Below are 25,975 nucleotides of genomic sequence, written 5' to 3' on the forward strand. Positions count from 1 at the left end.
GACCCCGCGGGTCGAGGGCTGACCACGAAGCGTGAACGCTGATCGCTCCTGAGTCACATCCACAGTGGCCTTGCTACGCCATTCGTGCAACACGAGCGCACCACAACCAAGATCCAACAGGACGCTGGGTCATCGCGCGTGCACCATAAGTGAAAGCCTCGAGAGCCGCGCCCGATACGTGCCTCTGCGTGCCCGATCTCCCGGGCGACGCACCTCTCGAAATCCCGGAAGGTGAACAGCGCCATGCTGCTACCCGCGAAAGCCGAAGTCGCCCGGCACTTGAGGCGCTACCGGTGCTGGGAGCGCGCCATGCTCGCTTCCCCGGGCGACCGCGCGGTACGGGCCACCTTCGAGGATTCCGGATACACCCTGTGCGTGCTGATGGGCAAGCGCTGCGCGCGGGAGGCCGCCGAGGCCGCCGAGCGCTATCTGCGCAACAGCGCGGGGACCTACCTCTGGGAGCGGAACGGACGCGGCCGGCCGAAGAGCCCGGCGCGCAACGGAGCGCACGCGCACCGGCATTCCCCGGCGGAGCGGTAGCCCTCCCCCGGTGCAGTTTGGACATCCCGACAGCCGGGTCATCAGGGCCCGTCGACCAGCACGGCGGAGGTCAACACATGAAGTCCACCAGGGCCATCGGCCGTGTCCCGGTGCGGGAGGTCCGCCCTCGAGTGGAGTGCGGCAATCGCCCGGCGAAGGCGGTCGTGGGAGAGACGTTCCAGGTCACCGCCATCGTGTTCCGCGAGGGCCAGGACGCGGTCGCCGCCAATGTCGTACTGAAGGGACCGGACGGCCGCCGGGGCCCCTGGACGCCGATGCGCGAACTCGCCCCGGGCACCGACCTGTGGGGCGCCGAGGTGACGCCGGACGCGATGGGGCGCTGGACCTACACGGTCGAGGCGTGGTCCGACCCGGTCACCACCTGGCGGCGGCACGCCGAGATCAAGATCCCGGCCGGCATCGACACGGGCCTGGTGCTGGAGGAGGGCGGCCAGCTGTACGAGCGGGCGGCCGCCCGGGTGCCGAAGGGGCCCGGGCGCACCCTGGTCCGGGAGGCCGCGAAGAGGCTGCTCGACGACTCCCTGCCGGTCGCCGCGCGGCTGGCGGGGGCGTTGACGCCGGAGGTGGACGAGGTCCTGGCCCGGTATCCGCTGCGGGAACTGCTCACCGCCTCGCAGCCGTTGCCGCTGCTGGTGGAGCGGGAGCGGGCCCTGTACGGCGCCTGGTACGAGTTCTTCCCCCGCTCGGAAGGCACACCGGCACGGCCGCACGGCACCCTGCGCACCGCGGCGCGCCGGCTGCCCGCCATCGCGGACATGGGCTTCGACGTGCTCTACCTGCCGCCGGTCCACCCCATCGGCACCACCTTCCGCAAGGGCGCCAACAACACCCTGTCCGCCGGACCCGGGGACGTCGGGGTGCCCTGGGCGATCGGCTCCCCGGAGGGCGGACACGACGCGGTCCACCCCGACCTCGGCACGATCGAGGACTTCGACTGGTTCGTCGCCCAGGCCACGGCGGTGGGCCTGGAGGTGGCGCTGGACTTCGCCCTGCAGTGCTCGCCGGACCACCCGTGGGTGGAGAAGCACCCGGAGTGGTTCCACCACCGCCCCGACGGCACGATCGCTCACGCGGAGAACCCGCCGAAGAAGTACCAGGACATCTACCCCATCGCGTTCGACGCGGACATGGACGGCCTCGTCGCAGAGACCGTACGCATCCTGCGGTACTGGATGGACCACGGTGTGCGGATCTTCCGCGTGGACAACCCGCACACCAAGCCGGTCGTCTTCTGGGAGCGGGTCATCGCGGACGTCGGCCGCACCGACCCCGACGTGATCTTCCTGGCCGAGGCGTTCACCCGCCCCGCGATGATGCGCACCCTGGCCCAGATCGGCTTCCAGCAGTCCTACACCTACTTCACCTGGCGCAACACCAAGCAGGAGCTCACCGAGTACCTCACCGAACTGTCCGGGGAGTCGGCCGCCTACATGCGGCCCAACTTCTTCGCCAACACCCCCGACATCCTGCACGCCTACCTCCAGCACGGCGGCCGCCCCGCCTTCGAGATCCGCGCGGTCCTGGCCGCGACGCTCTCCCCCACCTGGGGCATCTACAGCGGCTACGAGCTGTGCGAGAACACCCCGCTGCGCCCGGGCAGCGAGGAGTACCTCGACTCGGAGAAGTACCAGATCCGCTCCCGCGACTGGGAAGCCGCCGCCCGCGAGGGCCGCACCATCGCCCCCCTCGTCACCCGACTCAACGACATCCGACGGCGCCATCCCGCGCTCCAGCGGCTCAGGAACATCCGCTTCCACGACACCGACAACGACGCGCTCATCGCGTACAGCAAACGCGAGGGCGCCGACACGGTGGTCGTGGTCGTCAACCTCGATCCTCACCACGCCCAGGAGGCCACGGTCTCGTTGGACATGCCGCAACTCGGCCTGGGGCGGCACGCATCCATGTCCGTGCACGACGAGCTCACGGGCGAGACCTACCAGTGGGGCAGGACCAACTACGTGCGCCTGGAGCCCGGCCGTGCACCGGCCCATGTGCTGCACGTCCGGCGATCGTCCCCGCAGACCGGAGGGGCTACCGCGTGATGACTGTCAACGAGCCCGTTCCGGACACGTTCGAGGACACTCCCGCCAAGGACCGGGACCCGGATTGGTTCAAACGCGCCGTCTTCTACGAGGTCCTCGTCCGTTCCTTCCAGGACAGCAACGGCGACGGCATCGGCGACCTGAAAGGCCTGACCGCCAAACTCGACTATCTGCAATGGCTGGGCGTCGACTGCCTATGGCTCCCGCCGTTCTTCAAGTCCCCCCTGCGTGACGGCGGTTACGACGTCTCCGACTACACCGCCGTCCTGCCCGAGTTCGGCGACCTCGCCGACTTCGTGGAGTTCGTCGACGCCGCCCACCAGCACGGCATGCGCGTCATCATCGACTTCGTCATGAACCACACCAGCGACCAGCATCCGTGGTTCCAGGAGTCGCGGAAGGACCCCGACGGCCCCTACGGCGACTACTACATGTGGGCCGACGACGACAAGCAGTACCAGGACGCCCGCATCATCTTCGTCGACACCGAGGTGTCGAACTGGACCTTCGACCCGGTCCGCAACCAGTACTTCTTCCACCGCTTCTTCTCCCATCAGCCGGACCTCAACTACGAGAACCCGGCCGTACAGGAGGAGATCCTGGCCGCCCTCCGCTTCTGGCTCGACCTGGGCATCGACGGCTTCCGCCTCGACGCCGTGCCCTACCTGTACGCCAAGGACGGCACCAACTGCGAGAACCTCCCGGCGACGCACGAGTTCCTCAGACGCGTCCGACGCGAGATCGACGCGATGTATCCGGACACGGTGATCCTCGCCGAGGCCAACCAGTGGCCCGAGGACGTCGTCGACTACTTCGGCGACTACGCCGCCGGCGGCGACGAGTGCCACATGGCGTTCCACTTCCCGGTCATGCCACGCATCTTCATGGCCGTGCGCCGCGAATCGCGCCACCCCGTCTCGGAAATCCTGGCCAAGACGCCGGCGATTCCGTCCGGCTGCCAGTGGGGCATCTTCCTGCGCAACCACGACGAGCTCACCCTCGAAATGGTCACCGACGAAGAACGCGACTACATGTACGCGGAGTACGCCAAGGACCCGCGCATGCGCGCCAACATCGGCATCCGCCGCCGCCTCGCCCCGCTGCTGGACAACGACCGCAACCAGATCGAACTCTTCACCGCCCTGCTGCTCTCCCTGCCCGGCTCGCCGATCCTCTACTACGGCGACGAGATCGGCATGGGCGACAACATCTGGCTCGGCGACCGCGACGCCGTCCGCACCCCGATGCAGTGGACCCCCGACCGCAACGCGGGCTTTTCGTCCTCGGACCCCGGACGCCTGTACCTGCCGACCATCATGGACCCGGTCTACGGCTACCAGGTCACCAACGTCGAGGCCTCCATGTCCTCGCCGTCGTCCCTGCTGCACTGGACCCGCCGCATGATCGAGATCCGCAAGCAGAACCCCGCCTTCGGACTCGGCTCCTACACGGAACTCCAGTCTTCCAACCCCGCCGTCCTCGCCTTCCTGCGCGAATACGAGGACGACCTCGTCCTGTGCGTACACAACTTCTCCCGCTTCGCACAGCCGACGGAACTCGATCTGCGGGAATTCAACGGGAGGCATCCGGTCGAACTCTTCGGCGGGGTGCGCTTCCCGGCCATCGGCGAACTGCCCTACCTGCTCACTCTCACAGGACACGGCTTCTACTGGTTCCGGCTCGCCCGAGTCGCACCCCGCACCGGCCGACGACTGTGAGCGTGCGCCGAGGAAAGGACGCGTCACCATGCCGAAGACCGCATATCTCCACCCGAGCAGTGCCGGCGGCACCCAGCCGATGGCGTCGCTCGGCGGACTGCTGCGGGAGTGGCTGCCGCGGCAGCGTTGGTTCGCCGGCAAGGACCGGCCGCTCACGGACCTCCGTCTGCTGTCCATGACCGAGCTGTTTCCGGGCTGTCTGCATCTGCTCGTGCACACCGGCCAGAGCGGGGTCCCCTCCCCGGGCGGCGCCGCCCCGGCCGGCGACTGCTATCAGCTGCTGCTGGGCATCCAGCAGCACCTGTCGCCCCGCCTCGGCCGGGCGCTCATCGGGCGGGCGGACTTCGGCCCGCTGGCCGGCCTGGCGGTCTACGACGCCCTGCAGGACCCCCGCTCGACGCACTTGCTGTTGGAGCGGCTGCGGCACCCCGGCACGCTGGGCCCGCTGCGGTTCGAGTCCGACTCGTCCGTGCCGGTGCCCGCCGGACTGTCGCCGCGGCTGCTGGACGCCGAGCAGTCCAACTCGTCCGTGGTGTACGGCGACGCGTTCATCCTGAAGCTGTTCCGGCGCATCCAGCCCGGGATCAACCCCGACCTGGAGGTGCCGGTCGCGCTGGCCGGGCAGGGCTGCCGCCGCGTGCCCGCCCCCGTGGCATGGTTCCGCACGAACCACCCGCAGGAGGCGACACTCGGCGTGCTGCAGCCGTTCCTGCCCGACGCGTCCGACGGCTGGACCCTCGCCCTGCGCGCCCTCGCCACCGGTGACGACTTCACGGCGGAGTCGCACGAGCTGGGACGGGCGATGGCGGAGGTGCACCTGGCACTGGCCTCCGCCTTCCCGCCCGGCGCCCACGCCGAGAACGAACGGACGGCGGCCGCGATGACCGAGCGCCTGGACTCCGCCGCGCATCATGTCCCGGCTCTGCGGCCGTTCGTGGCCGGGCTGCGGACGGCGTTCGGCGCGCTCGCCGCCTGCGATCCCGGGCCGCCCGCCCAGCGCATCCACGGCGACCTGCACCTCGGGCAGGTGCTGCACGCCGGGCGCGAGTGGTTCGTCATCGACTTCGAGGGCGAACCGTCCCGTCCACTGGCCGAGCGGCGCAGCGCGCACTCCCCGGTGCGGGACATCGCGGGCATGCTGCGCTCCTTCGACTATGCCGCCCGTCAGCGCCGCCCCTGGCGTCCGGAGTGGGCCCTGCGCTGCCGGGAGGCCTTCTGTGCGGGCTACGCCGACCGGGCGGGCTGGGACCCGCGCAAGAAGCACGCCCTGCTGCGCGCGTATGAAACGGACAGGGCCGTCTACGAAGTCCTGTACGAGGCCCGGCACCGCCCGGACTGGATGCCCGTACCAATGGCGGCGATCGAGCGTCTCGCCGTGAGAGGAGCCTGACACCGTGGCACTGCGAGACACCTCGCCCCCCGAGTCGGCCGGACCCGTCCCGCCGACGACCGTCGCCCTGGATCCGGACGAGCGCCGGCGCCTGCTGTCGGGCGCGCATCACGACCCGCACGCCCTGCTCGGCGCCCACCCCGTCGCGGGCGGTGTCGTCTTCCGGGCGCTGCGTCCGTTCGCCCGCTCGGTGAGCGTCGTGGCCGGCACAGCGCGCAAACCGCTCGTCTCGGAGGGCGACGGCCTCTTTTCCGCCGTACTGCCGTTCGACGCGATCCCCGAGTACTCGCTGCTGGTGGCGTACGAGGACGCGGAGTACGAGGTCCACGACCCGTACCGCTTCCTGCCGGCGCTGGGGGAGCTCGACCTGCACCTCATCCGTGAGGGCCGGCACGAGCAGCTGTGGAAGGCGCTCGGCGCCGAGCCGATGACACACCAGGGTGTGACCGGCACCCGCTTCACCGTGTGGGCGCCGAACGCCCGGGGGGTGCGGATCGCCGGGGACTTCACCTTCTGGGACGGCACCCAGTTCCCGATGCGCTCCCTCGGCGCGTCCGGGGTGTGGGAGCTGTTCCTGCCGGGCATCGGGGAGGGCGCACGGTACAAGTTCGAGATCACCTCCCGGTACGGCGACCGCTTCCTCAAGGCCGACCCGATGGCGCGCCGCGCGGAGCTGCCGCCCGACACTGCGTCGATCGTGACGGCCTCGCACTACGAGTGGGGCGACGAGCAGTGGCTGGCGCACCGCGGGGACACGCCGGTGCACGAGGCGCCGTTCTCCGTGTACGAGGTCCATCTCCCCTCCTGGCGACCAGGGCTGACGTATCGCCAACTCGCCGCGGAGCTCCCCGCGTACGTCAGGGATCTCGGCTTCACCCACGTCGAGCTGATGCCGGTCGCCGAGCACCCCTTCGGCGGCTCGTGGGGCTACCAGGTCACCGGCTTCTACGCGCCCACGGCCCGCCTGGGCACGCCCGACGACTTCAAGTTCCTCATCGACGCACTGCACCGGGCCGGCATCGGCGTGATCATGGACTGGGTCCCCGCGCACTTCCCGAAGGACGACTGGGCGCTGGCGCGGTTCGACGGGGACCCGCTCTACGAACCCGGGGACTGGCGGCGCGCGGAGCATCCGGACTGGGGGACCTACGAGTTCGACTACGGGCGCGTCGAGGTGCGCAACTTCCTGGTCGCCAACGCCGTGTACTGGTGCGAGGAGTTCCACATCGACGGGCTGCGGGTGGACGCGGTCGCCTCGATGCTCTACCTCGACTACTCCCGGGACTCCGGTCAGTGGGAGCCCAACGTCTTCGGTGGCCGGGAGGACCTGGCCGCGAAGGCGTTCCTCCAGGAGATGAACGCGACGGTGTACCGGCGGGTGCCGGGTGTCGTGACGATCGCGGAGGAGTCCACGGCCTGGGACGGGGTGACCCGGCCCACCGACAGCGGCGGTCTGGGTTTCGGGCTGAAGTGGAACATGGGCTGGATGCACGACTCGCTGGAGTACATCGGCCACGAACCGGTGCACCGCAAGTACCACCACAACGAGATGACCTTCTCGATGGTGTACGCCTACAGCGAGAACTACGTCCTGCCCATCTCCCACGACGAGGTCGTGCACGGCAAACGCTCACTGGTGTCGAAGATGCCGGGCGACTGGTGGCAGCGGCGCGCCGACCACCGCGCCTACCTCGGCTTCATGTGGGCCCACCCCGGCAAGCAACTCCTCTTCATGGGCCAGGAGTTCGCCCAGGGTGCCGAATGGTCCGCGGCCCACGGCCCCGAGTGGTGGCTCCTCGATCCCGACTACGCTGCGGAGGCCGATCACCGCGGCGTACGCGACCTCGTCCGCGACCTCAACACCGTCTACCACCGCACCCCCGCCCTCTGGCAACGCGACACGCAGCCCTCCGGCTTCCAGTGGGTCGTGGGGGACGCCGCCGACGACAACGTCTTCGCGTTCCTGCGGTTCGCCGCGGACGGCAGCCCGTTGCTGGCCGTGTCCAACTTCTCCCCCGTCGTCCGGCACGACTACGTCCTAGGGGTCCCGGAGACCGTCGCCGCCTGGCGGGAGACGCTCAACACCGACGCCGGGCGCTACGGCGGCGGCGACGTCACCCTCTCCGAGCCGGTCAAACAGCTGGACGGCCGGATCACGCTGACGCTCCCGCCGCTCGCGACGGTGTGGCTGACGCCTTTGGACTGAAGATCACCGGGGTACTCGAGGTGCGTCGTAGCCGCAGCAGGACCCACAGGAGGGCCGCCCACCGTGCGCACCGTCGGAGTGGAGGAGGAGCTCCTCCTGGTCGCCCCGGAGAGCGGCGAACCGCAGGCGCTGTCCGCCGCCGTCCTCGCCCACGCCTTGCGGCACGGCGTGGGCGAGGACGTCTTCGAGAAGGAACTGCACGACCAGATGCTGGAGTTCGCCACCCATCCGCAGTCGGACATGGCGGACCTCCACGCGGAGATCGTCCGCTGCCGCGCGGAGGCGGCAAGGCACGCCGGGGAGATCGGCTGCGCGGTCGCCGCGCTGGCCACGTCACCGCTGCCGGTCAGCCCTTGCGTCGGCATGGGCCGCCGCTACCAGTGGATGGCGGAGCAGTACGGCATCTCCACCCGGGAGCAGCTCGTCTGCGGCTGTCACGTCCACGTGTCCGTGGACTCCGACGACGAGGGCGTCGCCGTCATCGACCGCGTCCGGCCCTGGCTGTCGGTGCTGACGGCGCTGAGTGCCAACTCGCCCTTCTGGCAGGGCGGGGACACCAGTTACAGCAGCTACCGCAGCCGGGTGTGGGGGCGCTGGCCGTCGGCCGGGCCGACCGAGGTCTTCGGCTCCGCCGAGCGGTACCACAGATGCGTCGCCGACATGGTGGCCACCGGCGTCATCCTCGACCGGGCGATGGTCTACTTCGACGCCCGCCTGTCCCAGCGGTACCCGACGGTGGAGATCCGGGTCGCGGACGTCTGCCTGCACGCGGACACCGCCGCCCTGGTCGCCACCCTCGCCCGGGGGCTCGTGGAGACCGCCGCCCGCGAGTGGCGGGCGGGGCGGGAGCCCATGGAGCACGGAGTGAGCCTGCTCCGGCTGGCCGCCTGGCAGGCGGCGCGCTCCGGTCTGACGGGCGAGCTGCTCGACCCCAGGACCATGCGGCGCAAGCCCGCCGAGGGGGTCGTACGGGTGCTGCTGGAGCATGTGGCGCAGGCTCTCGCCGACAGCGGGGACCTCGACCGGGCGCGGGCGGCCTGTGCCGAGTTGCTGGGGCGGGGCAACGGGGCGCGGGTGCAGCGCGCGCTGATGGAACGGACCGGGAACCTCCGGGAGGTCGTCGTGGAGTGCGTACGGCTCACCCAGGAATGAGGCGCTGCCGTCGCGGCCGCCCCATGGACATGATCACGGCTCGATTACTTCTCCGTTCTCGGCACTATTCGGTCTCTCCTGGGCTAGATTCGACCACCGTCGATAACAGTTCTCATAGGCGGAGTCACTCCCCGTACAACCCAGGAGCAGCTCATGCGCGACTTCGCCCTCGCTCCCTCGGCGACCTCACCCCTGACCGGCGGGCTCGCCGACAGCGTCTTCGAGACGGCGGCTCGCAACCCGGCCCTGCCGCTGCTCGCACGCCGCCGGGGCGCCTCCGCCGCCTGGGAGGAGGTGACCGCCGTCGAGGTCCGGGACGCGGTGGTCGATCTGGCCAAGGGGCTGATCGCGTCCGGGATCTCGCCGGGCGACCGGGTGGCGATCATGGCGCGGACCCGTTACGAGTGGACGGTTCTCAGCCACGCGCTGTGGGCGGTGGGCGCCGAGGTGGTGCCGATCCATCCCTCCTCCTCACGCGACCAGGTCGAGTGGATGCTGCGCGACTCGGGCTGCGTGGGCGTCGTGGTCGAGGACGAGCAGAGCCTCATGACGGTGGGCTCGGTGTGTGCGGGACTGCCGGTCCTGCGGCACGTCTGGCAACTGGACGCGGGGGCGCTGGAACAACTGGTGGAACGGGGCGAGTTCATCCCGCTCACCACGGTGGACTCGCTGCGCCGCATCGTCCTGCCGGACTCCACGGCGGTCGTCGCCTACACCTCCGGCACATCGGGGCGCCCGATGGGCTGCGCGCTGAGCCACCGCGCTCTGGCAAGCCCCTGCGACACGCTGCTCGAGGGCTGGGGCCACACGGCGGCACCCCCCGGGGAGCAGCCGGCCATTCTCGCCTTCCTGCCGTTCTCCCATGTGTACGGCCTCATGATCCAGGGCCTGTGTCTGCGCGGTGGCCTGCTGATGGGCCATGAACCGGACCTGAGCGAGGCCTCCCTGTCGTCGGCGCTGCTCTCGTTTCGGCCCACGTACTTCTACGCCGTTCCGTCGGTCTTCGAGAAGCTGTACAAGAACTTCCTGCGCACGGCCCAACAGGCGGGCCGGGGACCGCTGTTCGAGCGGGCCGCGGAGACGGCACGGGACTTCGCGACGGCCATCGAGCGTCAGCGGCTGGGCCGGGGTTCGGGTCCCGGTTTCGACCTGCGCCTGCAACACGCCCTGTACGAGCGGACGGTGTATCGCAGGCTGCGCGCCGCACTGGGCGGCCGGGTGGTCCGCGCGACCTCGGGCGGCTCGCCGCTCAACCGTGAACTCTCCCTCTTCTACGAGGGCATCGGCATCTACGTGCACGACGGCTACGGCCTCACCGAGACCGGCGGCGGAATCACCATGCAGCCGCTGGGCCGGGAGAAGTCCGGGACGGTCGGGCAGGCGCTGCCCGGCACCGAGATCCAGGTGGCCGACGACGGGGAGATCTTCGTGCACGGCCCGTCGGTCTTCCAGGGGTACGTCAACGACGAGGCCGCCACGCGGGCCGCGCTGCGCGGCGGCTGGCTCGCCACCGGGGACCTCGGACAGCTGGACTCCGAGGGCTACCTCACGATCACCGGCCGCAAGAAGGACATCATCGTCACCAGCGGCGGCAACAGCGTGGCCCCGGCCCCGCTGGAGCAGCGGCTGCGGATGCATCCGCTGATCCACCAGGCGGTCGTCGTGGGTGACGACCGCCCCTGCGTGGGCGCGCTGATCACGCTGGACGCGGAGTTCCTGACGCACTGGCGGGCGGCCCTGACCCTGCAGAGCGACACGCCGAACCGGGAGGCCCGCGAGGAGAGCGCGCTGCGGGAGGAGATCGGGCGCGCCGTGGCAGCGGCCAACAACGCCGTGTCCCGCGCCGAGTCCATCCGGGTGTTCCGGGTGCTCCCTGAACCGTTCGACCAGGCCAACGGGTTGCTGACGCCGTCGATGAAGCTGCGCCGGGACGCGATCGTGCGGCACTACGCCTTCGAGATCGACGCGATGTACCAGGCACGCTCGCGCCTGCCGCGGCAGAGCCCGGCGGAGGAGGTGCTCGGCTGGGACGATTCGGACAACGTGTTCCGGTAGGGGCCGGTTTCCTCAGCGCCGCCGGCCGCGGCCCACCCTTGCGCCGCCCACGCCCGCCAGGTGCAGGCTCAGGGCGACGAGGCCGAGGAGCATGACGTCGGTCGACGTGAAGACGTCGTTGGTGGAGATGTCCGCGGCGTTGATCAGGAACGCGATGAACAGCAGGACCGCCGCAACGACGGCCGGCACAGCTTCTCCCCTCGTCGGTCTCTTCCCATGGCAGTCCGAGTTACCCGGAACAGCGGGCGCAGCCGCGCCGAGCGCGGAACGGCGGAACCTCACTGCCCGGAGGCACGGCTTCCCGCGGGACGTGTCGCCGCCCGGCCACCCACCCCCAGCAGCCCGGTGGCCTCGATGTCCTCCAGGCGGCCGGCGGCACCGTCCAGTCGGCTCTGCAACGCCACCAGCCCCGGCAGCAGGGGCCGTACGGCCGCCACCGCGCGCAGCCACGTGGCCCCGAAGGGTGGAAGCGGTAACGAGCGCGGACGAGTCCGGGCCGATCCTTGGGTAGAGCCCGTGTGCGGCGTCACTGGCGGTGACGCGATGCCGGCGTCTGGACTGCACCTGGCTCTTTCGAGCAGGCGCGCCCTGGGATCGCCGCCCCGCCGGACGCTGAACCGATCACCACAGAGGGGCCGCGATGTCGGTGGCGGGGACCGCGCGCATTTCAAGCACGCGGCAGGTATCAGGTAAAACGACAGGAGGTCCTTATGGTTACGCCCGAGTCGGATCCAGCGTCCAGCAGCTCCCCGAAGCTAATCACCGCACCGTCAGGGCGCCGTGGGCGTCCGCCTCCTCGGTCATGCCCGTCTCCGCCCAGCTCAGATAGGCGATCCCCACGCCGACGAACGGTCCCGCCTCCGCCGCTCCCGCGTTCGCCACCACCACGGACGGTGCGCCGAGCCGATGCCCGACCCACTCGGCCGCGGCGGCCATGCCGCAGTCGTCGGTGACGTCGACCTCCCGGTACACGGCGGACCCGGCCGGCAGGGAGGCGGCCACCCGGGCCGGTTCCGCCTCCTCCAGGCCGAGCAGGGCCACCCGTGCCCCCCTCGTGGCCAGGGCACGGGCCACGGCCGCGCCCAGGCCACGGGCCGCACCCGTCACCACCGCGATCCGGCCGTGCAGTACGGATGTCGCGGCCATTCCCGATGTCCCGGTCATGTCGAACCCCTCCCCCTGGTCGCGCCGACCGCTTCCGACGGATTGTCGGGCCGCGTACGCTCCGTGGCCAGGGGGCGGCCCGCCGTGTTCCGAGGACGCCCCGGACGGGATCACCCATCCGCCTGCCGCCTCGGACGCGTACCCGGCGCACCCTCGGGAACTCGCAGGGGTGACGAAGCGAGAGGCGTACGGGAAGGGACGAGAGCCCTGCTGACACCAGGGCCTGGAGAGGCGACATGGCAACCGAGCCGCGTGGGGACGGAACAGTGGCTTCCCAGGACATCGCGAGCCGCACCGTCGGCTTCGTGGGTGTGCCTGCGGACGTGACGAGTGCGCGCCTGGCCGCGGAGGACTTCCTCCGTGAGCTGGCCGGTGTCTCACCGCCCGCGGCTGCGGAGTGCTGGCACGACATCGTGCTGATCGTCACGGAACTGGCCGCCAACGCCGTCCAGTACGCGCCGGGTCCCTTCGAATTGCGCCTGCGCCGGACGTTCGACGGCGTGCACGTCACGTTGCACGACACCAGCACCACACCTCCCGCGCCCCGTCCCTTCCACCCCAGGACCGGTGGTGGCGGAATCGGCTGGCACCTGGTCCACGCGCTGTGCACCCAGGTCAGCGTGGTGGCCACCGACCGGGGCAAGGACATTCACGTCTTTCTCCCCTGGTGAGTCAGCGCCCTCAGGACGCCCGGTACGACACCGGACGGCGTTGGTCCGGACGCGCCGGCCCGGACCCGCCTCCGGGCGGGCCCACCGGGGTCAGTCCGTCGTGGTCCTGGGCGTGACGAGCCGCTCGTAGTGCTCGCCGACGGTCGCCAGGTACCGCGGATCCCTCGTCTCGCTGTCGATCCGGAACCGGGGCGCCGCCTTCACCTCGCCTCCGGTGCAGGCGAGCGAGACCCTACGGGCCTGTGGGTCGATGCCGGCGACGATGCCCGCCGGTACGACGGCGCTCCTGCCGAACAGCCAGACACCGCTGTCGACGACCAGGTGCCGCATGCCGTGGGGTTCGGCCTGCCGGTCCACGTGTCCGATCGCGCCGTCGGTCGCGACGACGGCGTAGCCCGTCAGGTCCTGCCCCTCGACGTGACCGCTGTCCGGCGCGTACGACCAGATTCTGCCTGTGGTCACACTGCTCCTTCCTCTTCCTCCCGGGCGTTTCGTACCCGTGCGGGCGGACGGTCGGCGCCCGCCTGTCCCACAGCACCAAATACCCTTTCCCCGCACGCGCATTCGGGTGTGGGACCATCGCGCGCGGGAGCGGAGGCCGAGGCGGGCGCGTGTGGTGGTGCCGTACTTGTCGGTGGGCGTGCGGCACCGGCCGGTGGTCGTCTGCGCAACTGACCGTCGTACGGCCGCCGGTGACGGCGACGGGGTGCTTGGCGCGGGCGTCGGCGAGCGCCCCGGCGGCCAGGGCGTGGGCCTCGTAGGGGCAGAGGACGGAGGCGACACGGCTGCTCTCTCCAACAGCGCTTTCCGGACATGCACTTGAGACAGATGTCTCTCTATTTCCGCGCGCCTGACATGAGATATGGAACTCGGGGCAGTCGGATGCCGTCAGCAACCGGCGCGACGAACGGAGTGGGCGGCATGGATGCCGTGACGGCAGTGGAGCAGACGGTCACGGACGATCTCCGGGGAGGGCTTCCGCTCATCGGCACTCCCTCGAAGGTCAGCCCGAAGGACGCACGCGAGCTCTCGCGCCGGTTCTTCGACCGCCTCGCGGTTCTGGGGGAGGGCACGCCCGAGCACCAGTACGTGCGCAACACACTGATCGAGATGAACCTGTCCCTGGTGCGCTACGCGGCTTCCCGCTTCCGCAGCCGCGGGGACTCGATGGAGGATGTCGTCCAGGTCGGGACGATCGGTCTGATCAAGGCCATCGACCGGTTCGAGCTGTCCCGCGAGGTCGAGTTCACCTCGTTCGCCGTGCCCTACATCGTCGGTGAGATCAAGCGCTTCTTCCGTGACACGAGCTGGGCCGTCCATGTCCCCCGGCGGCTGCAGGAGGCCCGGGTCGAACTGGCCAAGGCCACCGAGGAACTCCAGACCCGGCTGGACCGGATGCCGACCACGCGGGAGCTGTCGCAGCTCATGTCACTGTCCGAGGACGAGGTCATCGAGGCGCGCAAGGCGTCGAACTGCTACACCTCCTCATCCCTCGACGCGGCCCTCACCCCCGACGGAGGCGCGGAGGGCGAGTCCGTGCTGGCCGACTTCATCGGCGAGGAGGAACCGGCGCTCGAACTGGTGGAGAACTTCCACTCGTTGGCGCCCCTCATCGCCGAACTCGACGAGCGGGAGCGGCTGATCATCCATATGCGTTTCGTCGAGGAGCGCACGCAGGCGGACATCGGCAAGGAGCTCGGCATCTCCCAGATGCACGTGTCCCGCCTGCTCAGCCGCATGGTGCGGCGGCTGCGCACCGGGCTGCTGGGCCCCGAGGTCGCCTGACACCCCGTGCCCCGTCGGCACCGTCCGAACGGGGGACCAGGTCAGGCCGTCAGTACGTGTGGAGGTAGTCATGACTCTTGCCCAGAACCCGCTGTCCGTCGAGGTCACCGTGGTCCGGGAGGACATCGCCCAGGTCGCGGTCGTAGGCCATCTGGACCTCGACACCGCGACCGAGTTCCAGCATCACCTGGCCAACCAGCTCCACCACGGCCGCCGGCACTTCCTGCTCGACCTCTCGGCGGTCCCGTTCATGGACTCGTCCGGCATGAACATCGTCGTGCGGGTGTACCAGGAGGCCCGCGACGTTTCGGGGAGCGTGCACATCATCTCTCCCACCCCGGCCGTACGGCGGATCCTGGACCTCACCGGCGTCAGCATCACGGTGCCCGTCTCCGAGAGCGTCGACGACGCCCTCGCCCTCGTCGAGGGACAGCCGGAGGGCGTACCGGCCCAGGAGGCCTGACCGCGCCCCGCACACCGGGTGCGGGCGCACGCGGGCCCGGGCGGGGTACACGGCCCTCGTGCGGACCGGAACACGCGTAGATCACCCGTACTTCGGTGCTCCCCACGCGCTTCGGCGCTCGAGCGGGCAGACTGAGGAATCGTTCATTCGTCTGCATGCCGCACCCGGCTGGCGGGAGGGGTTCGGGCGCGGTGGGATCGAGAGGTGCGAAGCAGCGATCGGCGGGCACGCGAATGACGTCGAGGCAGACCGCCTGGAGCCGCAGAAGGGATGAACCATCGTGACACGACCCAGGATCCTGGTGGTGGGTGCGGGCTTCGCGGGAGTGGCGTGCGTGCGACGCCTGGAGCGGAAGCTCTCCCCCGGCGAGGCCGACATCACCCTGGTGACACCGTCCGCCTACCAGCTGTACCTGCCGCTGCTGCCCCAGGTCGCCTCGGGTGTACTGACGCCCCAGTCGATCGCCCTCTCCCTGCGGCGCAGCAAGAAGTACCGCACCCGGATCATTCCGGGCGGCGCCATCGGCGTGGACCTCAAGGCCAAGGTCTGCGTCGTCCGCACCATCACCGACAAGATCGTCGACGAGCGCTACGACTACATCGTGCTTGCGCCGGGCAGCGTCACCCGCACCTTCGACATCCCGGGGCTCACCGATCACGCGTTCGGCATGAAGACGCTCGCGGAGGCCGCCTACATCCGCGACCACGTGATCACCCAGCTGGACCTCGCCGACGCCAGCGACGACCCGGCGGAGCGCGCCTCACGGCTGCAGTTCGTGGTGGTCGGTGGCGGCTACGCGGGCACCGAGACCGCCGCCTGCCTGCAACGCCTCACGCACAGCGCCATCAAGCGCTACCCGAGGCTGGACCCATCCCTGATCAGGTGGCATCTGATCGACATCGCCCCGAAGCTGATGCCCGAACTCGGCGACAAGCTCGGCCGCAGCGCCCAGGAGATCTTGGGCCGGCGCGGGATCGAGATCTCCCTGGGCGTCTCCATCGAGAAGGCCGGTCCCGAGGAGGTCACCTTCACGGACGGCCGGGTAGTACCCACCCGCACCCTGATCTGGACCGCCGGAGTGGTCGCCAGTCCGCTGATCGGCACACTCGGCGCGGAGACGGTCCGGGGGCGGCTCGCGGTCGACGCGAAGATGAACCTGCCCGGCCACGACGGGGTGTTCGCGCTCGGCGACGCCGCCGCCGTACCCGACAAGGCCAAGGGCGACGAGAACGCGATCTGCCCGCCGACCGCCCAGCACGCCATGCGGCAGGGCAAGCGCGTCGCCGACAACGTCATCGCGACGCTCCGCAACCAGCCGCAGCGCCCCTACGTCCACAAGGACCTCGGCCTGGTCGTCGATCTCGGCGGCACGGACGCCGTCTCCAAGCCGCTGGGCATCGAGCTGCGCGGTCTGCCGGCCCAGATCGTGGCGCGCGGCTACCACTGGTCGGCGCTGCGCACCAACGTCGCCAAGACGCGCGTACTGACCAACTGGACGCTCAACGCGATCGCCGGCGACGATTTCGTACGCACCGGGTTCCAGGACCGCAGGCCGGCCAAGCTGAAGGACTTCGAGCACACCGACAGGTACATGACGCCCGAACAGGTGCGCGCACACCTGGCCGGTTCGGATTCACCGCAGCAGTGACACGGCACGCGGCGCGCACGAGTGCCGTGAGCCGGGAGAGAGTACGGCGGGCGTGAGGGCAGGTGAACGGTCGGTCCGGACCCGGCTGCGGGACCACGTCGCGGCGTCCGATCCCGGGCTGCTGCGGCTCGCCGCCGGGCTGCGGACGGTGGGCGCCGTCGCCCTCACCCTCGCCGTGCTCGCCCTGCTGCGGGCCGACGTGCCCCATCTGGTGGCGGGGGCGATCGCGGCGATGGTCGCCACGTTCGCCATCCGGGAGAAGCGGCGCGACCGGCAGGCCGTCACGCTGGCGGTGGGCCTGCCGGTGGCCCTGGCCTCGGTGACGCTGGGCGCGCTGCTGAACTCCCGGGTGGTGCTGGGCGACCTCTTCTTCGTCGTACTCATCTTCTGCGCCGTCTACGGCCGCCGGTTCGGTGACCGCGGGACGGCGCTGGGGCTGATCGGCTTCCAGATCTACTTCCTGTCTCTCTTCGTCAGCGCCACGGTCCCGGCCCTGCCCGGGCTGTACGGCGCCATCGGTGTCGCGTTCCTCTCCAGTGCCGTGGCGCGGTTCGTGCTCGTGCCCGAGACCCCCGAGGGCGTGCTGGACCGGCTGCGCCAGGCGTTCCGGGCCCGGCTCGCGCAGCTGGTGTCCGCGCAGCTCGAGCTGCTCGACGCCGGTCCCGACGAGATCGAGAAGGCCCTGGAGCATGTGCGCAGCGGCACCGCACGCCTGCACGAGACGGCGATGATGATCCAGGGCCGGCTGGAGGACGGCACGTCCGACGAGTCGGTGGCACGGCTGCTGCAACGACGTATCGCCGACGCCGAGATCGCCGCCGAGCGGCTGGGGCTCCTGCTGCTGACCGCGCGCAGCGCCGAGCGCGCGGACACGCTCACACTGCACCTGCCCGGCGCGCCCGTCCCGTCGGGCGGCCGACTGCCGGTGCGGGAGGAGGCCACGGACCTGCTGCGCCGGGATCTGGAGGCGCTGCGCGTGATCGTCCTGCGCCCGGTCTCCGGAGCACAGGGCACCGGGCTGGCCCAGGTGCGCAACCGGCTCCTCGGCTACCGGGACGAGGAGAACCTGCCGCCCGCCTCACCCGCCGTCAAGGACGTCTTCCGAGGCATCGGTGAGGCCGCGCGGGCGGTGCTCGGACTGCGGATCGCGCTCGACGGGCCGCAGGACGAATCCGCCGACACCCCCTCGACGACCCGCTCCCGCGAGGAGCTGGACGCGGAGGACGCCGCCATCGCCGGTGCCGAGGAGGCCGAGCCGGAGAAGGCGGCCAGGCCGACCGGGCTGGAGCGGCCCACCACCCGGGCGGCCGTACAGGTCGCCGTCGGGTCGGCGCTGGCCATCGTGGGCGGGGAGTTCCTCTCCAGCCAGCGTTGGTACTGGGCGGTGCTGACCTGCTGGATCGTGTTCATCAACACGGCGTCCACCGGCGAGATCCTGGTCAAGGGGTATCGCCGGCTCATGGGGACCGTGCTGGGCGTGGTGGCCGGCATCGGGCTCGCGGGACTGGTCGGCCACCACACCTGGACGGCGTTCACGCTGGTGCTGGTCTGTCTCTTCGCGATGTTCTACACGGCTCCGCTGTCGTACACGCTGAGTTCGTTCTTCGTGACGGCGGCACTCGGGGTGCTCTACACCCTGCTGCACACCTACAGCATGTCGGTCCTCGTGCTGCGGGTGGAGGAGACGGCGCTCGGGGCGGCCTGCGGGGTGATCGCGGCGGCGGTGGTCCTGCCGGTGCGCACGGCCCGCCGTACGGACGAGCTTCTCGTCACCGTGCTGGACCGGCTCGCCGAGGTCACGGACGCCGCGGTCGGGCAGCTCAGCGGCGGGGCCGCGGGCGACCTGCTGGACCAGGCGCGCGCACTCGACCAGGCGCTGGCCGATCTGCGCGCCGCCACCAAGCCGCTGACGCATCCGATCACGCCGCTGCGGGCGCGGCGGAACACCGCCCAGTACGTGGTGGCGCTGCTGGAGACGTGCGCCTATCACGCGCGCACCCTGGCGGCGGCGGCCGAGCTGCTGCCCACCCATCCGTCGATCGCGGCGGACCCGCGGCTGCGGCGGGCGGGACGGCGCGTGGTGCACAACATCGCGGCGATCGCCGCGCGCGTCGCGCACGAGGAGGGCGCTCCCGAGGTCCAGGTGGAGACCGGCCCGAGCATCGCCTCGCTGCTGGGACCCGACACCACCCCCCGGTACGGCCGGATCACCGACCGGGTGCTGCGCCACGTACAACGCCTGGACGAGGCAGTGACGGGCCTGGCGCGCCCCCTGGGCATTCCGGTGGCGACACCCGAGCGATGACCGACGGGGGCGGCTCAGAACCCTGTCGTACGGCCGTCGGCGGCGCGTCGGCTCCCGTGCTGCTCCAGCACCTCGTCGCGCACGCGGGCGCAGCTGCGGCTGATGAGCCGGGAGACGTGCATCTGTGAGATGCCCAGCCGGTCGGCGATCCGGCTTTGCGTCATGTCCTCGAAGAAGCGCATGTAGAGGATGGCGCGCTCACGTTCGGGCAGATGGCGCAAGCCTTCCTTGGCGGCCTCGCGGTCGACCACGACGTCGTACGCGGTGTCCGGCGCACCCAGCGTGTCCGCGAGGCTGTAGCCGTCGTCGCCGGACGAGAGTTCGGCGTCCAGCGACAGGGTGCTGAAGCTCTCGAGGGCCTCCATGCCCGCGCTGACCTCGTCCTCCGTGAGCCCGGTGTGGGCGGCGATGTCGGCGACCGCGGGTTCGGGGGTACCCGGGTGCTGGGCGAGTTCGCGGCGGGCGACCCGCACCTTGTTGCGCAGCTCCTGGACCCGGCGGGGCACGCGCAGTGCCCACATCCGGTCGCGGAAGTGACGCTTGACCTCACCGGTGATGGTGGGCACGGCATAGCTCTCGAAGGCGCCGCGGGACGGGTCGAAACGGTCGACCGCCTTGACCAGCCCCAGCGCCGCCACCTGCCGCAGGTCTTCCAGGGATTCGCCACGGTCACGGAACCGGCCGGCGATCCGGTGGGCCATGGGCAGCCACTCCGCGACGAGCTCGTCGCGGACGGCGTCCCGCTCCGGCCCCTCCTCCAGTTCGGTCAGACGGGTGAACAGGGCTGCCGTGTCGGGGGCGTCGTCGTACGGGCGCCCTGTCTGCGTGGTGGGGCGGGCCGGCACGTCGGGGCGGCTTGTCGACATATCAATGAGCATGCGGATTCTCGCTCCTGAACAGGTGGTTTCAGGGACTTGCCGCGGGAACGGCTCCGCTCGGACGGCCCGGAGGCGCCGGGACGGACATACCGCTCCCGCCGGCGCGCCTCCGGTCCGAAGCACGAACCTCCGTCTGCCCTGCCTCCTCGGGGGCAAACTCGGCCTCACGGGAAAAACGCCCGGAAGACGCACGGGACGCACGGGACGCACGAGCGCTCACCGGAAACAGGGCTCAGAAGACGGGCACCACGGCGGTGATCCGCTTGCCGCCCGTCGGCAGGTCCGAGACGCGCACGTCCCGCGACAGCCTGCACACGATCGGCCAGCCGCGGCCCCCGGTCCGGCAGCGCCCCCGGACGTCTGCGGAGGGAGTGACCACCGGCAATCGCTCACTGCGGTCACAAACGGAAACACGCACACCCCGCCCTTCCACACCGACGTCGAACCCCGTCACGCCGCCGCCGTGCAGGATGGCGTTGGTGGTCAGTTCCGAGGCGACGAGGAGCGCGTCGGCGAGGGCGGTCTCGTCGCACGGCGAGCCCGCGGCCCGGCACTGCCTGTCCACCACGCGCCGCACGGCGCTGCGGACGTCGGCCGGGCTGCATGATTCCCCCTCGCCGAGGCCTGTCGTCCCGGACGGCCCGTGCGAGTGGTCCGGGCCGCGGGCGGGCTCGGTGATGGGTCCGGTCGGGTGTTTCGCACGCATCGTCGCGCTCCCTGGGTGGTCGAATGACCGAGTGATCGACCGCCCGAGTGATCAAGTGACCTGATGATCAAGCGGTCGAGGAAGCCTCCTCTATTCGCCTCACCTGAAGGGAGTCCGTCAAACCTGCCGTTCCCGGACCGGGGGCTTCGTCATCGACGGGCGCGATGGGGGTAGTCGGATGACATGACGGATGTCGTGGACTCGGACGAGCTGTTGCGCCGCATGCACCGAGCCAGGGCCTGCGCCCAACAGGAGGCGCGGACCTGGCGGGCGCGGAGCGGGGACATGAGGGCGACCGATCCGGACGGAGCGCGCGAGGCGGCCGTACGGACGCTTGCCTACGAGGCGGTGGTCAGGGTGATGGACGAGATCCTCACCCCCGGCAGGCACCGCGAGGAGGCCTGACGGCCGCAGGCAGGGAAACGAGTGAAACAGGTCACGCAACCGGGTTTCGGTTACGCGAATTCCCGCTGAATGGTTTAGCGTTCATTCATACGTGGTGACGGAGTCGACCGTACCGTCCTCCGTGCACCACCGCGTTACGGCCCTGGCTGGCCTCCCCCGTCCAGCCAGGGCTTTTCACTGCCCCGGACCGCGGCCACCGCTCCTCGGCCGGTTGAACGGCGAGGGCCCTGGGTAACTGCTCCTACCACCCCCACCCGCATGCCGACGGACCACCTCCGGTGCACGTCCGCCGAGGTGCCCCAGACGTCGGCAGCGGCTGAAATGGGGCGTAGGGGAAACACCGCGAGCGGTGGCACACCGCCGCGCGGCCGACCTCCCTCCACTTCGCCGGCGAGGAGCCCCGCGTCATGACCAAAGCGACAAAACTCCTGACCGCCCTGCCCCAGCCCCAGCGTCAGCGCCTGATGTCGCTCGCGCGCGAGGTCTCCTTCCCCGAGGACACCCGTATCTTCGAGTCGGGTGGCACCGCCGACCGCTTCTGGGTGATCCGCTCCGGTGCCGTCTCCCTCGACCAGCAGGTCACGTCCGCGCGGCGGGTGACCGTGGCCAGTCTCGGGGCGGGCGACCTGCTCGGTTGGTCCTGGCTGTTCCCGCCGTACGTGTGGGACTTCGGCGCGGAGGCCTTCAGCCAGGTACGCGCCTACGAGTTCGACGCACAGCCCGTGCGGAACCTGAGCGAGGAGGATCCGCAGCTCGGGCTGGTACTGGTGCGGACCGTCGCCGAGATCCTCGCCCACCGGCTGGAGATGACCCGGGGCAAGCTGCTGGAGCAGTACACGCTGCACCGGCGCAGCGTCCCGTAGGGGCGGGGCTTCAGATGCGGTAGCGACGCAGGGCGGGCACCGCGGCCGCCAGGCCCAGCATGATGGCCACGACCAGGAGGCCGCCGCCCGCGACGGCCGCGCGGGGGCCGAAGGCCGAGCCGGCCGTGCCGTGCAGCACGTCGGCGATACGCGGGCCGCCCGCGACCACGACCGTGAAGACGCCCTGCATCCGGCCGCGCATCTCGTCGGTGGCGGCGGACAGCAGGATCGCCCCGCGGAACACCATGGAGACCATGTCGGCGACCCCGGCGACGGCCAGACACACCACCGCTAGCCACAGGTTGCGGCTCAGCCCGAAGCCGGTGATGGCGGCGCCCCAGGCGACGACCGCGCCGATCACCATCCAGCCGTGCCGGCGTGCCCGGGAGAACGTGCCGGAGAACAGCCCGCCGGCCACCGCGCCGACGGGGATCGCCGCGAACAGCAGACCGAGCGCGAGCCCCTCGCCGTAAGGGGCGTAGGTCTGCGCGGCGAGCTGCGGGAACAGGGCCCGCGGCATGCCGAAGACCATCGCGATGATGTCGGCGAGGAAGGACAGCAGCAGCACCTTGTGCGCGGAGATGTAGCGGAAACCGGCCGCGATCTCGCGCAGACCCGCGCGTCGCGCCGTCGCCGCGAGCGGCGGCAGCGAGGGCAGCCGGTAGACCGCCCACACCGTGACGCAGAGCGCCACCGCGTCGATGAGATACAGCTCGGGCAGGCCGATGACGGGGATGAGGACGCCGGCCAGCAGCGGTCCGACCACCTGCCCGGTCTGCATGACGGTGGAGCCGAGGGCGTTCGCGGCGGGCAGCTCTCCCTCGGGGACCAGACGGGCGATGGAGGCGTTGCGGGCCGGCGCGTTCAGTCCCCAGAACGCCTGCTGCACGGCGAGCAGCACCATCAGCGCGGCCACGGAGTCGAGTCCGACGGCCGCCTGTACCCAGAACAGGAGCGAGGTGACGGCTATGCCGCTGTTGGTGATCAGGAGCAGCTTGCGGCGGTCCACGGTGTCGGCGACCGCGCCGCCCCACAGCGCGAACACGATCAGGGGCAGCAGGCCGGCGAGGCTCGCGAATCCGACCCAGGCCGAGGAGCCGGTGATGTCGTAGATCTGCTTGGGCACGGCGACGGCGGTGAGCTGGCTGCCGACGGCGGTGACGATCGTCGACGACCACAGCCGACGGTAGGCCGGGCGGCGCAGGGGGCGGGTGTCCATGGCCCAGCGGCGCCAGCCGCGCCGGGGCGGCGCCGGAGCCGCCGGGGCCGCTGTCTGTGAATCGGTACTGCTCTCGCTCGTGTCCACGGGCTTCCTGGTTGCTCGTTACATCTTTCGGGTCCGGGGATCACTATCGCAGCACCGGCTGGGGCATCGGAGTTCGCAGTCTTGCCTTGCGGCGATGAGGTGCCGGCGGCCGAGGCGCCGGGCACCTGAGGCCTGCCCTTCGGATCAGGCCGCCGCCAGCCGGGCCGCCGCGCTGTCCAGCAGCATCTCCAGCGCCGTCGGATAGGCGCTGGTGACCATGCGGGTCGCCAGCAGGGGGGCGGCCTCGGCGATGCGGGGGTGCGTGGCGGCCGGCAGGTGGGCGTAGGTCGAGCGCCACTTGTCCTCGTCGGCGCGCAGCGCGGCGCGGGGCAGGGCCAGCGAGGCCGCGTCGAGGGCGGCGAAGGCGAGGGTCTGGTCGATGAAGGCGTGGTAGATGCGGACCGTGTCCGGCAGCGGGAAACCAGCGGTGCGCAGGACGTCCAGGACGGCCTCGTCGGCGGCCAGTTCGTGGGTGCGGCCGGTGACCCGGCTCGCGGTGAGCAGGGCCGCCTGCGGGTGGGCCACGTACGCGGTGTGGATGCGCAGCCCGATGGTCTGCAGGTCGGTCCGCCACTCCCCCGTCGGCCGCCAGCCGCGCAGGGCCCGTCCGATGAGGGCGTCGCCGATGGCCAGGGTCAGGTCGTCCATGCCACGGAAGTACCGGTACAGCGTGCTCGGGTCGCAGTCCAGGGCCAGGCCGAGGCGGCGGGCGGTGAGTCCGGCGCTGCCGTGCTCGCCCAGCATCCGCAGCGCCGTGTCGACGATCAGCCGCTCGGACAGCACGGTGCCGCTCCGGGTGGGCCGGCGTCGGCGCCGCTTCTCCTCGGGCACCACCGGTTTGGGCATCACCGTCTCCTCGCCTGTGTGCCTTATGCCAACGCCATTGACCTTACGGCGGAGGGCGGCGTTGTATCTCGGCCCAGGGGCCCCACGTCTTTTGTTCACTCGAGAAGGAGTTCTCGTCATGCGTGTTCTGCTCGTGGGAGCCGGCGGTGTGGGTACCGCGATCACCCGGATCGCGGCCCGGCGGTCGTTCTTCGACGCGATGGTGGTGGCCGACTACGACCCGGCGCGGGCCGAGGCCGCGGTCGCGGCCCTCGGCTGCGACGCGGCGCGGTTCCGCGCCGAGCGCGTCGACGCCGGTGACGAGGAGGCGGTGGTTCGGCTGCTACGCCGGCACGCCTGCGACGTGCTCCTCAACGCCACCGACCCACGCTTCGTCGAGCCCCTCTTCCGGGCGGCTCTGAGCACCGGCGCCACCTATGTCGACATGGCGATGTCGCTGTCCCGGCCGCATGAGGAACGGCCGTACGAGGAGTGCGGGGTCAAGCTGGGCGACGCACAGTTCGCGCAGGCGGCCGACTGGGAGAGGGCGGGCGCGCTGGCGCTCGTCGGCATGGGGGTGGAGCCGGGTCTGTCGGACGTCTTCGCGCGGTACGCCGCCGACGAACTCTTCGACGAGATCGAGGAGATCGGCATCCGCGACGGCGCGAACCTCACCGTCGAGGGCCACGACTTCGCGCCGTCCTTCAGCATCTGGACCACCATCGAGGAGTGCCTGAACCCGCCGGTGGTCTACGAGGCCGATCGCGGCTGGTTCACCACCGCGCCCTTCAGCGAGCCCGAGGTGTTCGACTTCCCCGAGGGCATCGGCCCCGTCGAGTGCGTGAACGTGGAACACGAGGAGGTGCTGCTGGTACCGCGCTGGGTCGACGCCCGCCGCGTCACCTTCAAGTACGGCCTGGGCGAGGACTTCATCCGCACCCTCAAGACCCTGCACCAGCTGGGCCTCGACCGCACCGACCCGGTGACGGTGCCGGGCGCCGACGGGCCGGTCGCGGTCTCGCCTCGGGACGTCGTCGCCGCCTGTCTGCCCGACCCGGCGACACTGGGCGAGCGCATGCACGGCAAGACCTGCGCCGGCACCTGGGTACGGGGCGTGAAGGGCGGCGCGCCGCGCGAGGTGTACCTGTACCACGTGGTCGACAACCAGTGGTCGATGGCGGAGTACGGCTGCCAGGCGGTGGTGTGGCAGACCGCCGTCAACCCCGTCGTGGCCCTCGAACTCCTCGCCACGGGCGCCTGGACCGGCGCCGGCGTCCTCGGTCCGGAGGCCTTCCCGGCCCGCCCGTTCCTGACCTGCTCACGGCGTACGGCTCGCCGTGGGGGATCCGGGAACACTGACGTCGGTACTCATCGCGCGACGCCGGGCGACACGTCCGAGCGAGGATCCCGGCTCCGCCGGCACGCTGACGGAGCCTGGATCAGTTACTGACGCCGCTGGCCGAGGACACAGAACTCGTTACCTTCGGGGTCTGCCAAGACAACCCACGACTGGTCGCCCTGGCCGATGTCAACGCGCTTCGCGCCATGAGCCACGAGGCGGGCCACCTCGGCGTCCTGATCATCTGGCACGAAGTCGAGATGCAGTCGGCTCTTGGCCTTCTTCGGCTCATCAAGCAGGACGAACTCCAACCCCGGCAGGCGATCCGGCTCCGGGCGGATCGCGAACTCCACATCCGAGGTGTGCACCACAACCCAACCAAGAGCCTCGGCCCACCACTGCCCCAGGGCCGCCGGATCCGCCGAGTGGACAATCACATGTTGCCATTTCAAGGTCATCAGCCGAGCTTAGATCACCAGGGCTCCGAACT

General features: G+C 70.8%; 23 protein-coding genes and 1 pseudogene. 15 read left to right on the plus strand and 9 right to left on the minus strand.

The window, feature by feature from the left end; translation table 11 throughout:
• The first annotated feature begins 243 nt into the window (after window positions 1-243).
• The 7 genes from ACFY16_RS30780 (at window position 244) to ACFY16_RS30810 (ending at window position 11,127) form a co-directional block, all read left to right on the plus strand.
• Complete coding sequence (locus tag ACFY16_RS30780; protein ID WP_390650454.1) at window positions 244-540, plus strand: DUF5133 domain-containing protein; 297 nt, start codon at window positions 244-246, stop codon at window positions 538-540.
• Between the two features lie 77 nt (window positions 541-617).
• A complete protein-coding gene (locus tag ACFY16_RS30785; protein WP_390650455.1) occupies window positions 618-2,606 on the plus strand; it encodes a maltotransferase domain-containing protein in 1,989 nt (662 codons plus the stop codon).
• Window positions 2,606-4,324, plus strand: coding sequence for a maltose alpha-D-glucosyltransferase (gene treS / locus ACFY16_RS30790; protein WP_390650456.1), 1,719 nt, complete (start codon window positions 2,606-2,608; stop codon window positions 4,322-4,324). Before ACFY16_RS30785 ends, treS begins: the two co-directional genes overlap by 1 nt.
• 28 nt (window positions 4,325-4,352) lie before the next feature.
• A complete protein-coding gene (locus ACFY16_RS30795) occupies window positions 4,353-5,714 on the plus strand; it encodes a maltokinase (RefSeq protein WP_390650457.1) in 1,362 nt (453 codons plus the stop codon).
• Between the two features lie 4 nt (window positions 5,715-5,718).
• Complete coding sequence (glgB, locus tag ACFY16_RS30800; RefSeq protein ID WP_390650458.1) at window positions 5,719-7,920, plus strand: 1,4-alpha-glucan branching enzyme; 2,202 nt, start codon at window positions 5,719-5,721, stop codon at window positions 7,918-7,920.
• A gap of 63 nt (window positions 7,921-7,983) precedes the next feature.
• Window positions 7,984-9,072 (plus strand): glutamate--cysteine ligase, encoded by a 1,089-nt coding sequence (locus tag ACFY16_RS30805; protein WP_390650459.1) that lies wholly within the window; start codon window positions 7,984-7,986, stop codon window positions 9,070-9,072.
• Window positions 9,073-9,225: 153 nt separating this feature from the next.
• The gene (locus tag ACFY16_RS30810) at window positions 9,226-11,127 is read left to right on the plus strand and encodes an AMP-dependent synthetase/ligase (protein ID WP_390650460.1); all 1,902 of its coding nucleotides are present in this window, start codon (window positions 9,226-9,228) and stop codon (window positions 11,125-11,127) included.
• 12 nt (window positions 11,128-11,139) lie between these two features.
• On the opposite strand, the gene ACFY16_RS30815 is transcribed toward ACFY16_RS30810, so the two are convergent.
• From ACFY16_RS30815 to ACFY16_RS30825, 3 genes are all read right to left on the minus strand, one after another.
• Entirely contained in the window at window positions 11,140-11,316 is a 177-nt protein-coding gene (locus ACFY16_RS30815; RefSeq protein ID WP_390650461.1) for a hypothetical protein, read from the minus strand.
• A gap of 89 nt (window positions 11,317-11,405) precedes the next feature.
• Complete coding sequence (locus tag ACFY16_RS30820; RefSeq protein WP_390650462.1) at window positions 11,406-11,564, minus strand: hypothetical protein; 159 nt, start codon at window positions 11,562-11,564, stop codon at window positions 11,406-11,408.
• A gap of 322 nt (window positions 11,565-11,886) precedes the next feature.
• Complete coding sequence (locus ACFY16_RS30825) at window positions 11,887-12,291, minus strand: SDR family NAD(P)-dependent oxidoreductase (RefSeq protein ID WP_390650463.1); 405 nt, start codon at window positions 12,289-12,291, stop codon at window positions 11,887-11,889.
• A 236-nt stretch (window positions 12,292-12,527) separates the two neighbouring features.
• Between ACFY16_RS30825 and ACFY16_RS30830 the strand changes: the two genes are divergently transcribed.
• Complete coding sequence (locus ACFY16_RS30830) at window positions 12,528-12,962, plus strand: ATP-binding protein (RefSeq protein ID WP_390650464.1); 435 nt, start codon at window positions 12,528-12,530, stop codon at window positions 12,960-12,962.
• Window positions 12,963-13,052: 90 nt separating this feature from the next.
• On the opposite strand, the gene ACFY16_RS30835 is transcribed toward ACFY16_RS30830, so the two are convergent.
• Window positions 13,053-13,424, minus strand: a complete 372-nt coding sequence (locus ACFY16_RS30835) for a PRC-barrel domain containing protein (RefSeq protein WP_390650465.1) — start codon at window positions 13,422-13,424, stop codon at window positions 13,053-13,055.
• 459 nt (window positions 13,425-13,883) lie between these two features.
• On the opposite strand from ACFY16_RS30835, the gene ACFY16_RS30840 reads away from it, so the two are divergent.
• From ACFY16_RS30840 to ACFY16_RS30855, 4 genes are all read left to right on the plus strand, one after another.
• On the plus strand, window positions 13,884-14,747 hold the full coding sequence (locus tag ACFY16_RS30840) for an RNA polymerase sigma factor SigF (protein ID WP_390650466.1): 864 nt from the start codon (window positions 13,884-13,886) through the stop codon (window positions 14,745-14,747).
• A gap of 70 nt (window positions 14,748-14,817) precedes the next feature.
• Window positions 14,818-15,210: an STAS domain-containing protein gene (locus ACFY16_RS30845; RefSeq protein ID WP_390650467.1), complete on the plus strand. Its 393-nt coding sequence runs from the start codon at window positions 14,818-14,820 to the stop codon at window positions 15,208-15,210.
• A gap of 277 nt (window positions 15,211-15,487) precedes the next feature.
• Window positions 15,488-16,858, plus strand: coding sequence for an NAD(P)/FAD-dependent oxidoreductase (locus ACFY16_RS30850; RefSeq protein WP_390650507.1), 1,371 nt, complete (start codon window positions 15,488-15,490; stop codon window positions 16,856-16,858).
• Window positions 16,859-16,910: 52 nt separating this feature from the next.
• The gene (locus tag ACFY16_RS30855; protein ID WP_390650468.1) at window positions 16,911-19,163 is read left to right on the plus strand and encodes an FUSC family protein; all 2,253 of its coding nucleotides are present in this window, start codon (window positions 16,911-16,913) and stop codon (window positions 19,161-19,163) included.
• 14 nt (window positions 19,164-19,177) lie between these two features.
• Here the strand turns inward: ACFY16_RS30855 and ACFY16_RS30860 are convergent, their stop codons facing one another.
• Both ACFY16_RS30860 and ACFY16_RS30865 read right to left on the minus strand, forming a co-directional pair.
• Window positions 19,178-20,041, minus strand: a complete 864-nt coding sequence (locus ACFY16_RS30860; protein WP_390650469.1) for a SigB/SigF/SigG family RNA polymerase sigma factor — start codon at window positions 20,039-20,041, stop codon at window positions 19,178-19,180.
• Between the two features lie 232 nt (window positions 20,042-20,273).
• Window positions 20,274-20,747, minus strand: a complete 474-nt coding sequence (locus ACFY16_RS30865) for an ATP-binding protein (protein ID WP_390650470.1) — start codon at window positions 20,745-20,747, stop codon at window positions 20,274-20,276.
• Between the two features lie 183 nt (window positions 20,748-20,930).
• Between ACFY16_RS30865 and ACFY16_RS30870 the strand changes: the two genes are divergently transcribed.
• Window positions 20,931-21,152: a hypothetical protein gene (locus ACFY16_RS30870; protein ID WP_390650471.1), complete on the plus strand. Its 222-nt coding sequence runs from the start codon at window positions 20,931-20,933 to the stop codon at window positions 21,150-21,152.
• A gap of 407 nt (window positions 21,153-21,559) precedes the next feature.
• Entirely contained in the window at window positions 21,560-22,015 is a 456-nt protein-coding gene (locus ACFY16_RS30875; RefSeq protein WP_390650472.1) for a cyclic nucleotide-binding domain-containing protein, read from the plus strand.
• A gap of 10 nt (window positions 22,016-22,025) precedes the next feature.
• Here ACFY16_RS30875 and ACFY16_RS30880 read toward each other — a convergent pair whose 3' ends face one another.
• Entirely contained in the window at window positions 22,026-23,321 is a 1,296-nt protein-coding gene (locus ACFY16_RS30880) for an MFS transporter (RefSeq protein WP_390650473.1), read from the minus strand.
• 144 nt (window positions 23,322-23,465) lie between these two features.
• Window positions 23,466-24,167, minus strand: a complete 702-nt coding sequence (locus tag ACFY16_RS30885; protein ID WP_390650474.1) for a TetR/AcrR family transcriptional regulator — start codon at window positions 24,165-24,167, stop codon at window positions 23,466-23,468.
• Between the two features lie 118 nt (window positions 24,168-24,285).
• Between ACFY16_RS30885 and ACFY16_RS30890 the strand changes: the two are divergent.
• Window positions 24,286-25,505 (plus strand): annotated as a pseudogene (locus ACFY16_RS30890) (saccharopine dehydrogenase family protein).
• 84 nt (window positions 25,506-25,589) lie between these two features.
• Here the strand turns inward: ACFY16_RS30890 and ACFY16_RS30895 are convergent.
• Window positions 25,590-25,943 (minus strand): VOC family protein, encoded by a 354-nt coding sequence (locus tag ACFY16_RS30895; protein WP_390650475.1) that lies wholly within the window; start codon window positions 25,941-25,943, stop codon window positions 25,590-25,592.
• Window positions 25,944-25,975: the final 32 nt, after the last annotated feature.

This window comes from Streptomyces sp. NPDC001315, from assembly GCF_042896175.1.
Lineage (GTDB): Bacteria > Actinomycetota > Actinomycetes > Streptomycetales > Streptomycetaceae > Streptomyces.

Bases quoted from the DNA above. Each gene is read 5' to 3' on its own strand.
- ACFY16_RS30780 (WP_390650454.1), top strand. From the start codon at position 244: ATGCTGCTACCCGCGAAAGCCGAAGTCGCCCGGCACTTGAGGCGCTAC.
- ACFY16_RS30785 (WP_390650455.1), top strand. From the start codon at position 618: ATGAAGTCCACCAGGGCCATCGGCCGTGTCCCGGTGCGGGAGGTCCGC.
- treS (WP_390650456.1), top strand. From the start codon at position 2,606: ATGACTGTCAACGAGCCCGTTCCGGACACGTTCGAGGACACTCCCGCC.
- ACFY16_RS30795 (WP_390650457.1), top strand. From the start codon at position 4,353: ATGCCGAAGACCGCATATCTCCACCCGAGCAGTGCCGGCGGCACCCAG.
- ACFY16_RS30810 (WP_390650460.1), top strand. From the start codon at position 9,226: ATGCGCGACTTCGCCCTCGCTCCCTCGGCGACCTCACCCCTGACCGGC.
- ACFY16_RS30825 (WP_390650463.1), bottom strand. From the start codon at position 12,291: ATGACCGGGACATCGGGAATGGCCGCGACATCCGTACTGCACGGCCGG.
- ACFY16_RS30830 (WP_390650464.1), top strand. From the start codon at position 12,528: ATGGCAACCGAGCCGCGTGGGGACGGAACAGTGGCTTCCCAGGACATC.
- ACFY16_RS30840 (WP_390650466.1), top strand. From the start codon at position 13,884: ATGGATGCCGTGACGGCAGTGGAGCAGACGGTCACGGACGATCTCCGG.
- ACFY16_RS30845 (WP_390650467.1), top strand. From the start codon at position 14,818: ATGACTCTTGCCCAGAACCCGCTGTCCGTCGAGGTCACCGTGGTCCGG.
- ACFY16_RS30860 (WP_390650469.1), bottom strand. From the start codon at position 20,041: ATGCTCATTGATATGTCGACAAGCCGCCCCGACGTGCCGGCCCGCCCC.
- ACFY16_RS30865 (WP_390650470.1), bottom strand. From the start codon at position 20,747: ATGCGTGCGAAACACCCGACCGGACCCATCACCGAGCCCGCCCGCGGC.
- ACFY16_RS30870 (WP_390650471.1), top strand. From the start codon at position 20,931: ATGACGGATGTCGTGGACTCGGACGAGCTGTTGCGCCGCATGCACCGA.
- ACFY16_RS30875 (WP_390650472.1), top strand. From the start codon at position 21,560: ATGACCAAAGCGACAAAACTCCTGACCGCCCTGCCCCAGCCCCAGCGT.
- ACFY16_RS30885 (WP_390650474.1), bottom strand. From the start codon at position 24,167: ATGCCCAAACCGGTGGTGCCCGAGGAGAAGCGGCGCCGACGCCGGCCC.
- ACFY16_RS30895 (WP_390650475.1), bottom strand. From the start codon at position 25,943: ATGACCTTGAAATGGCAACATGTGATTGTCCACTCGGCGGATCCGGCG.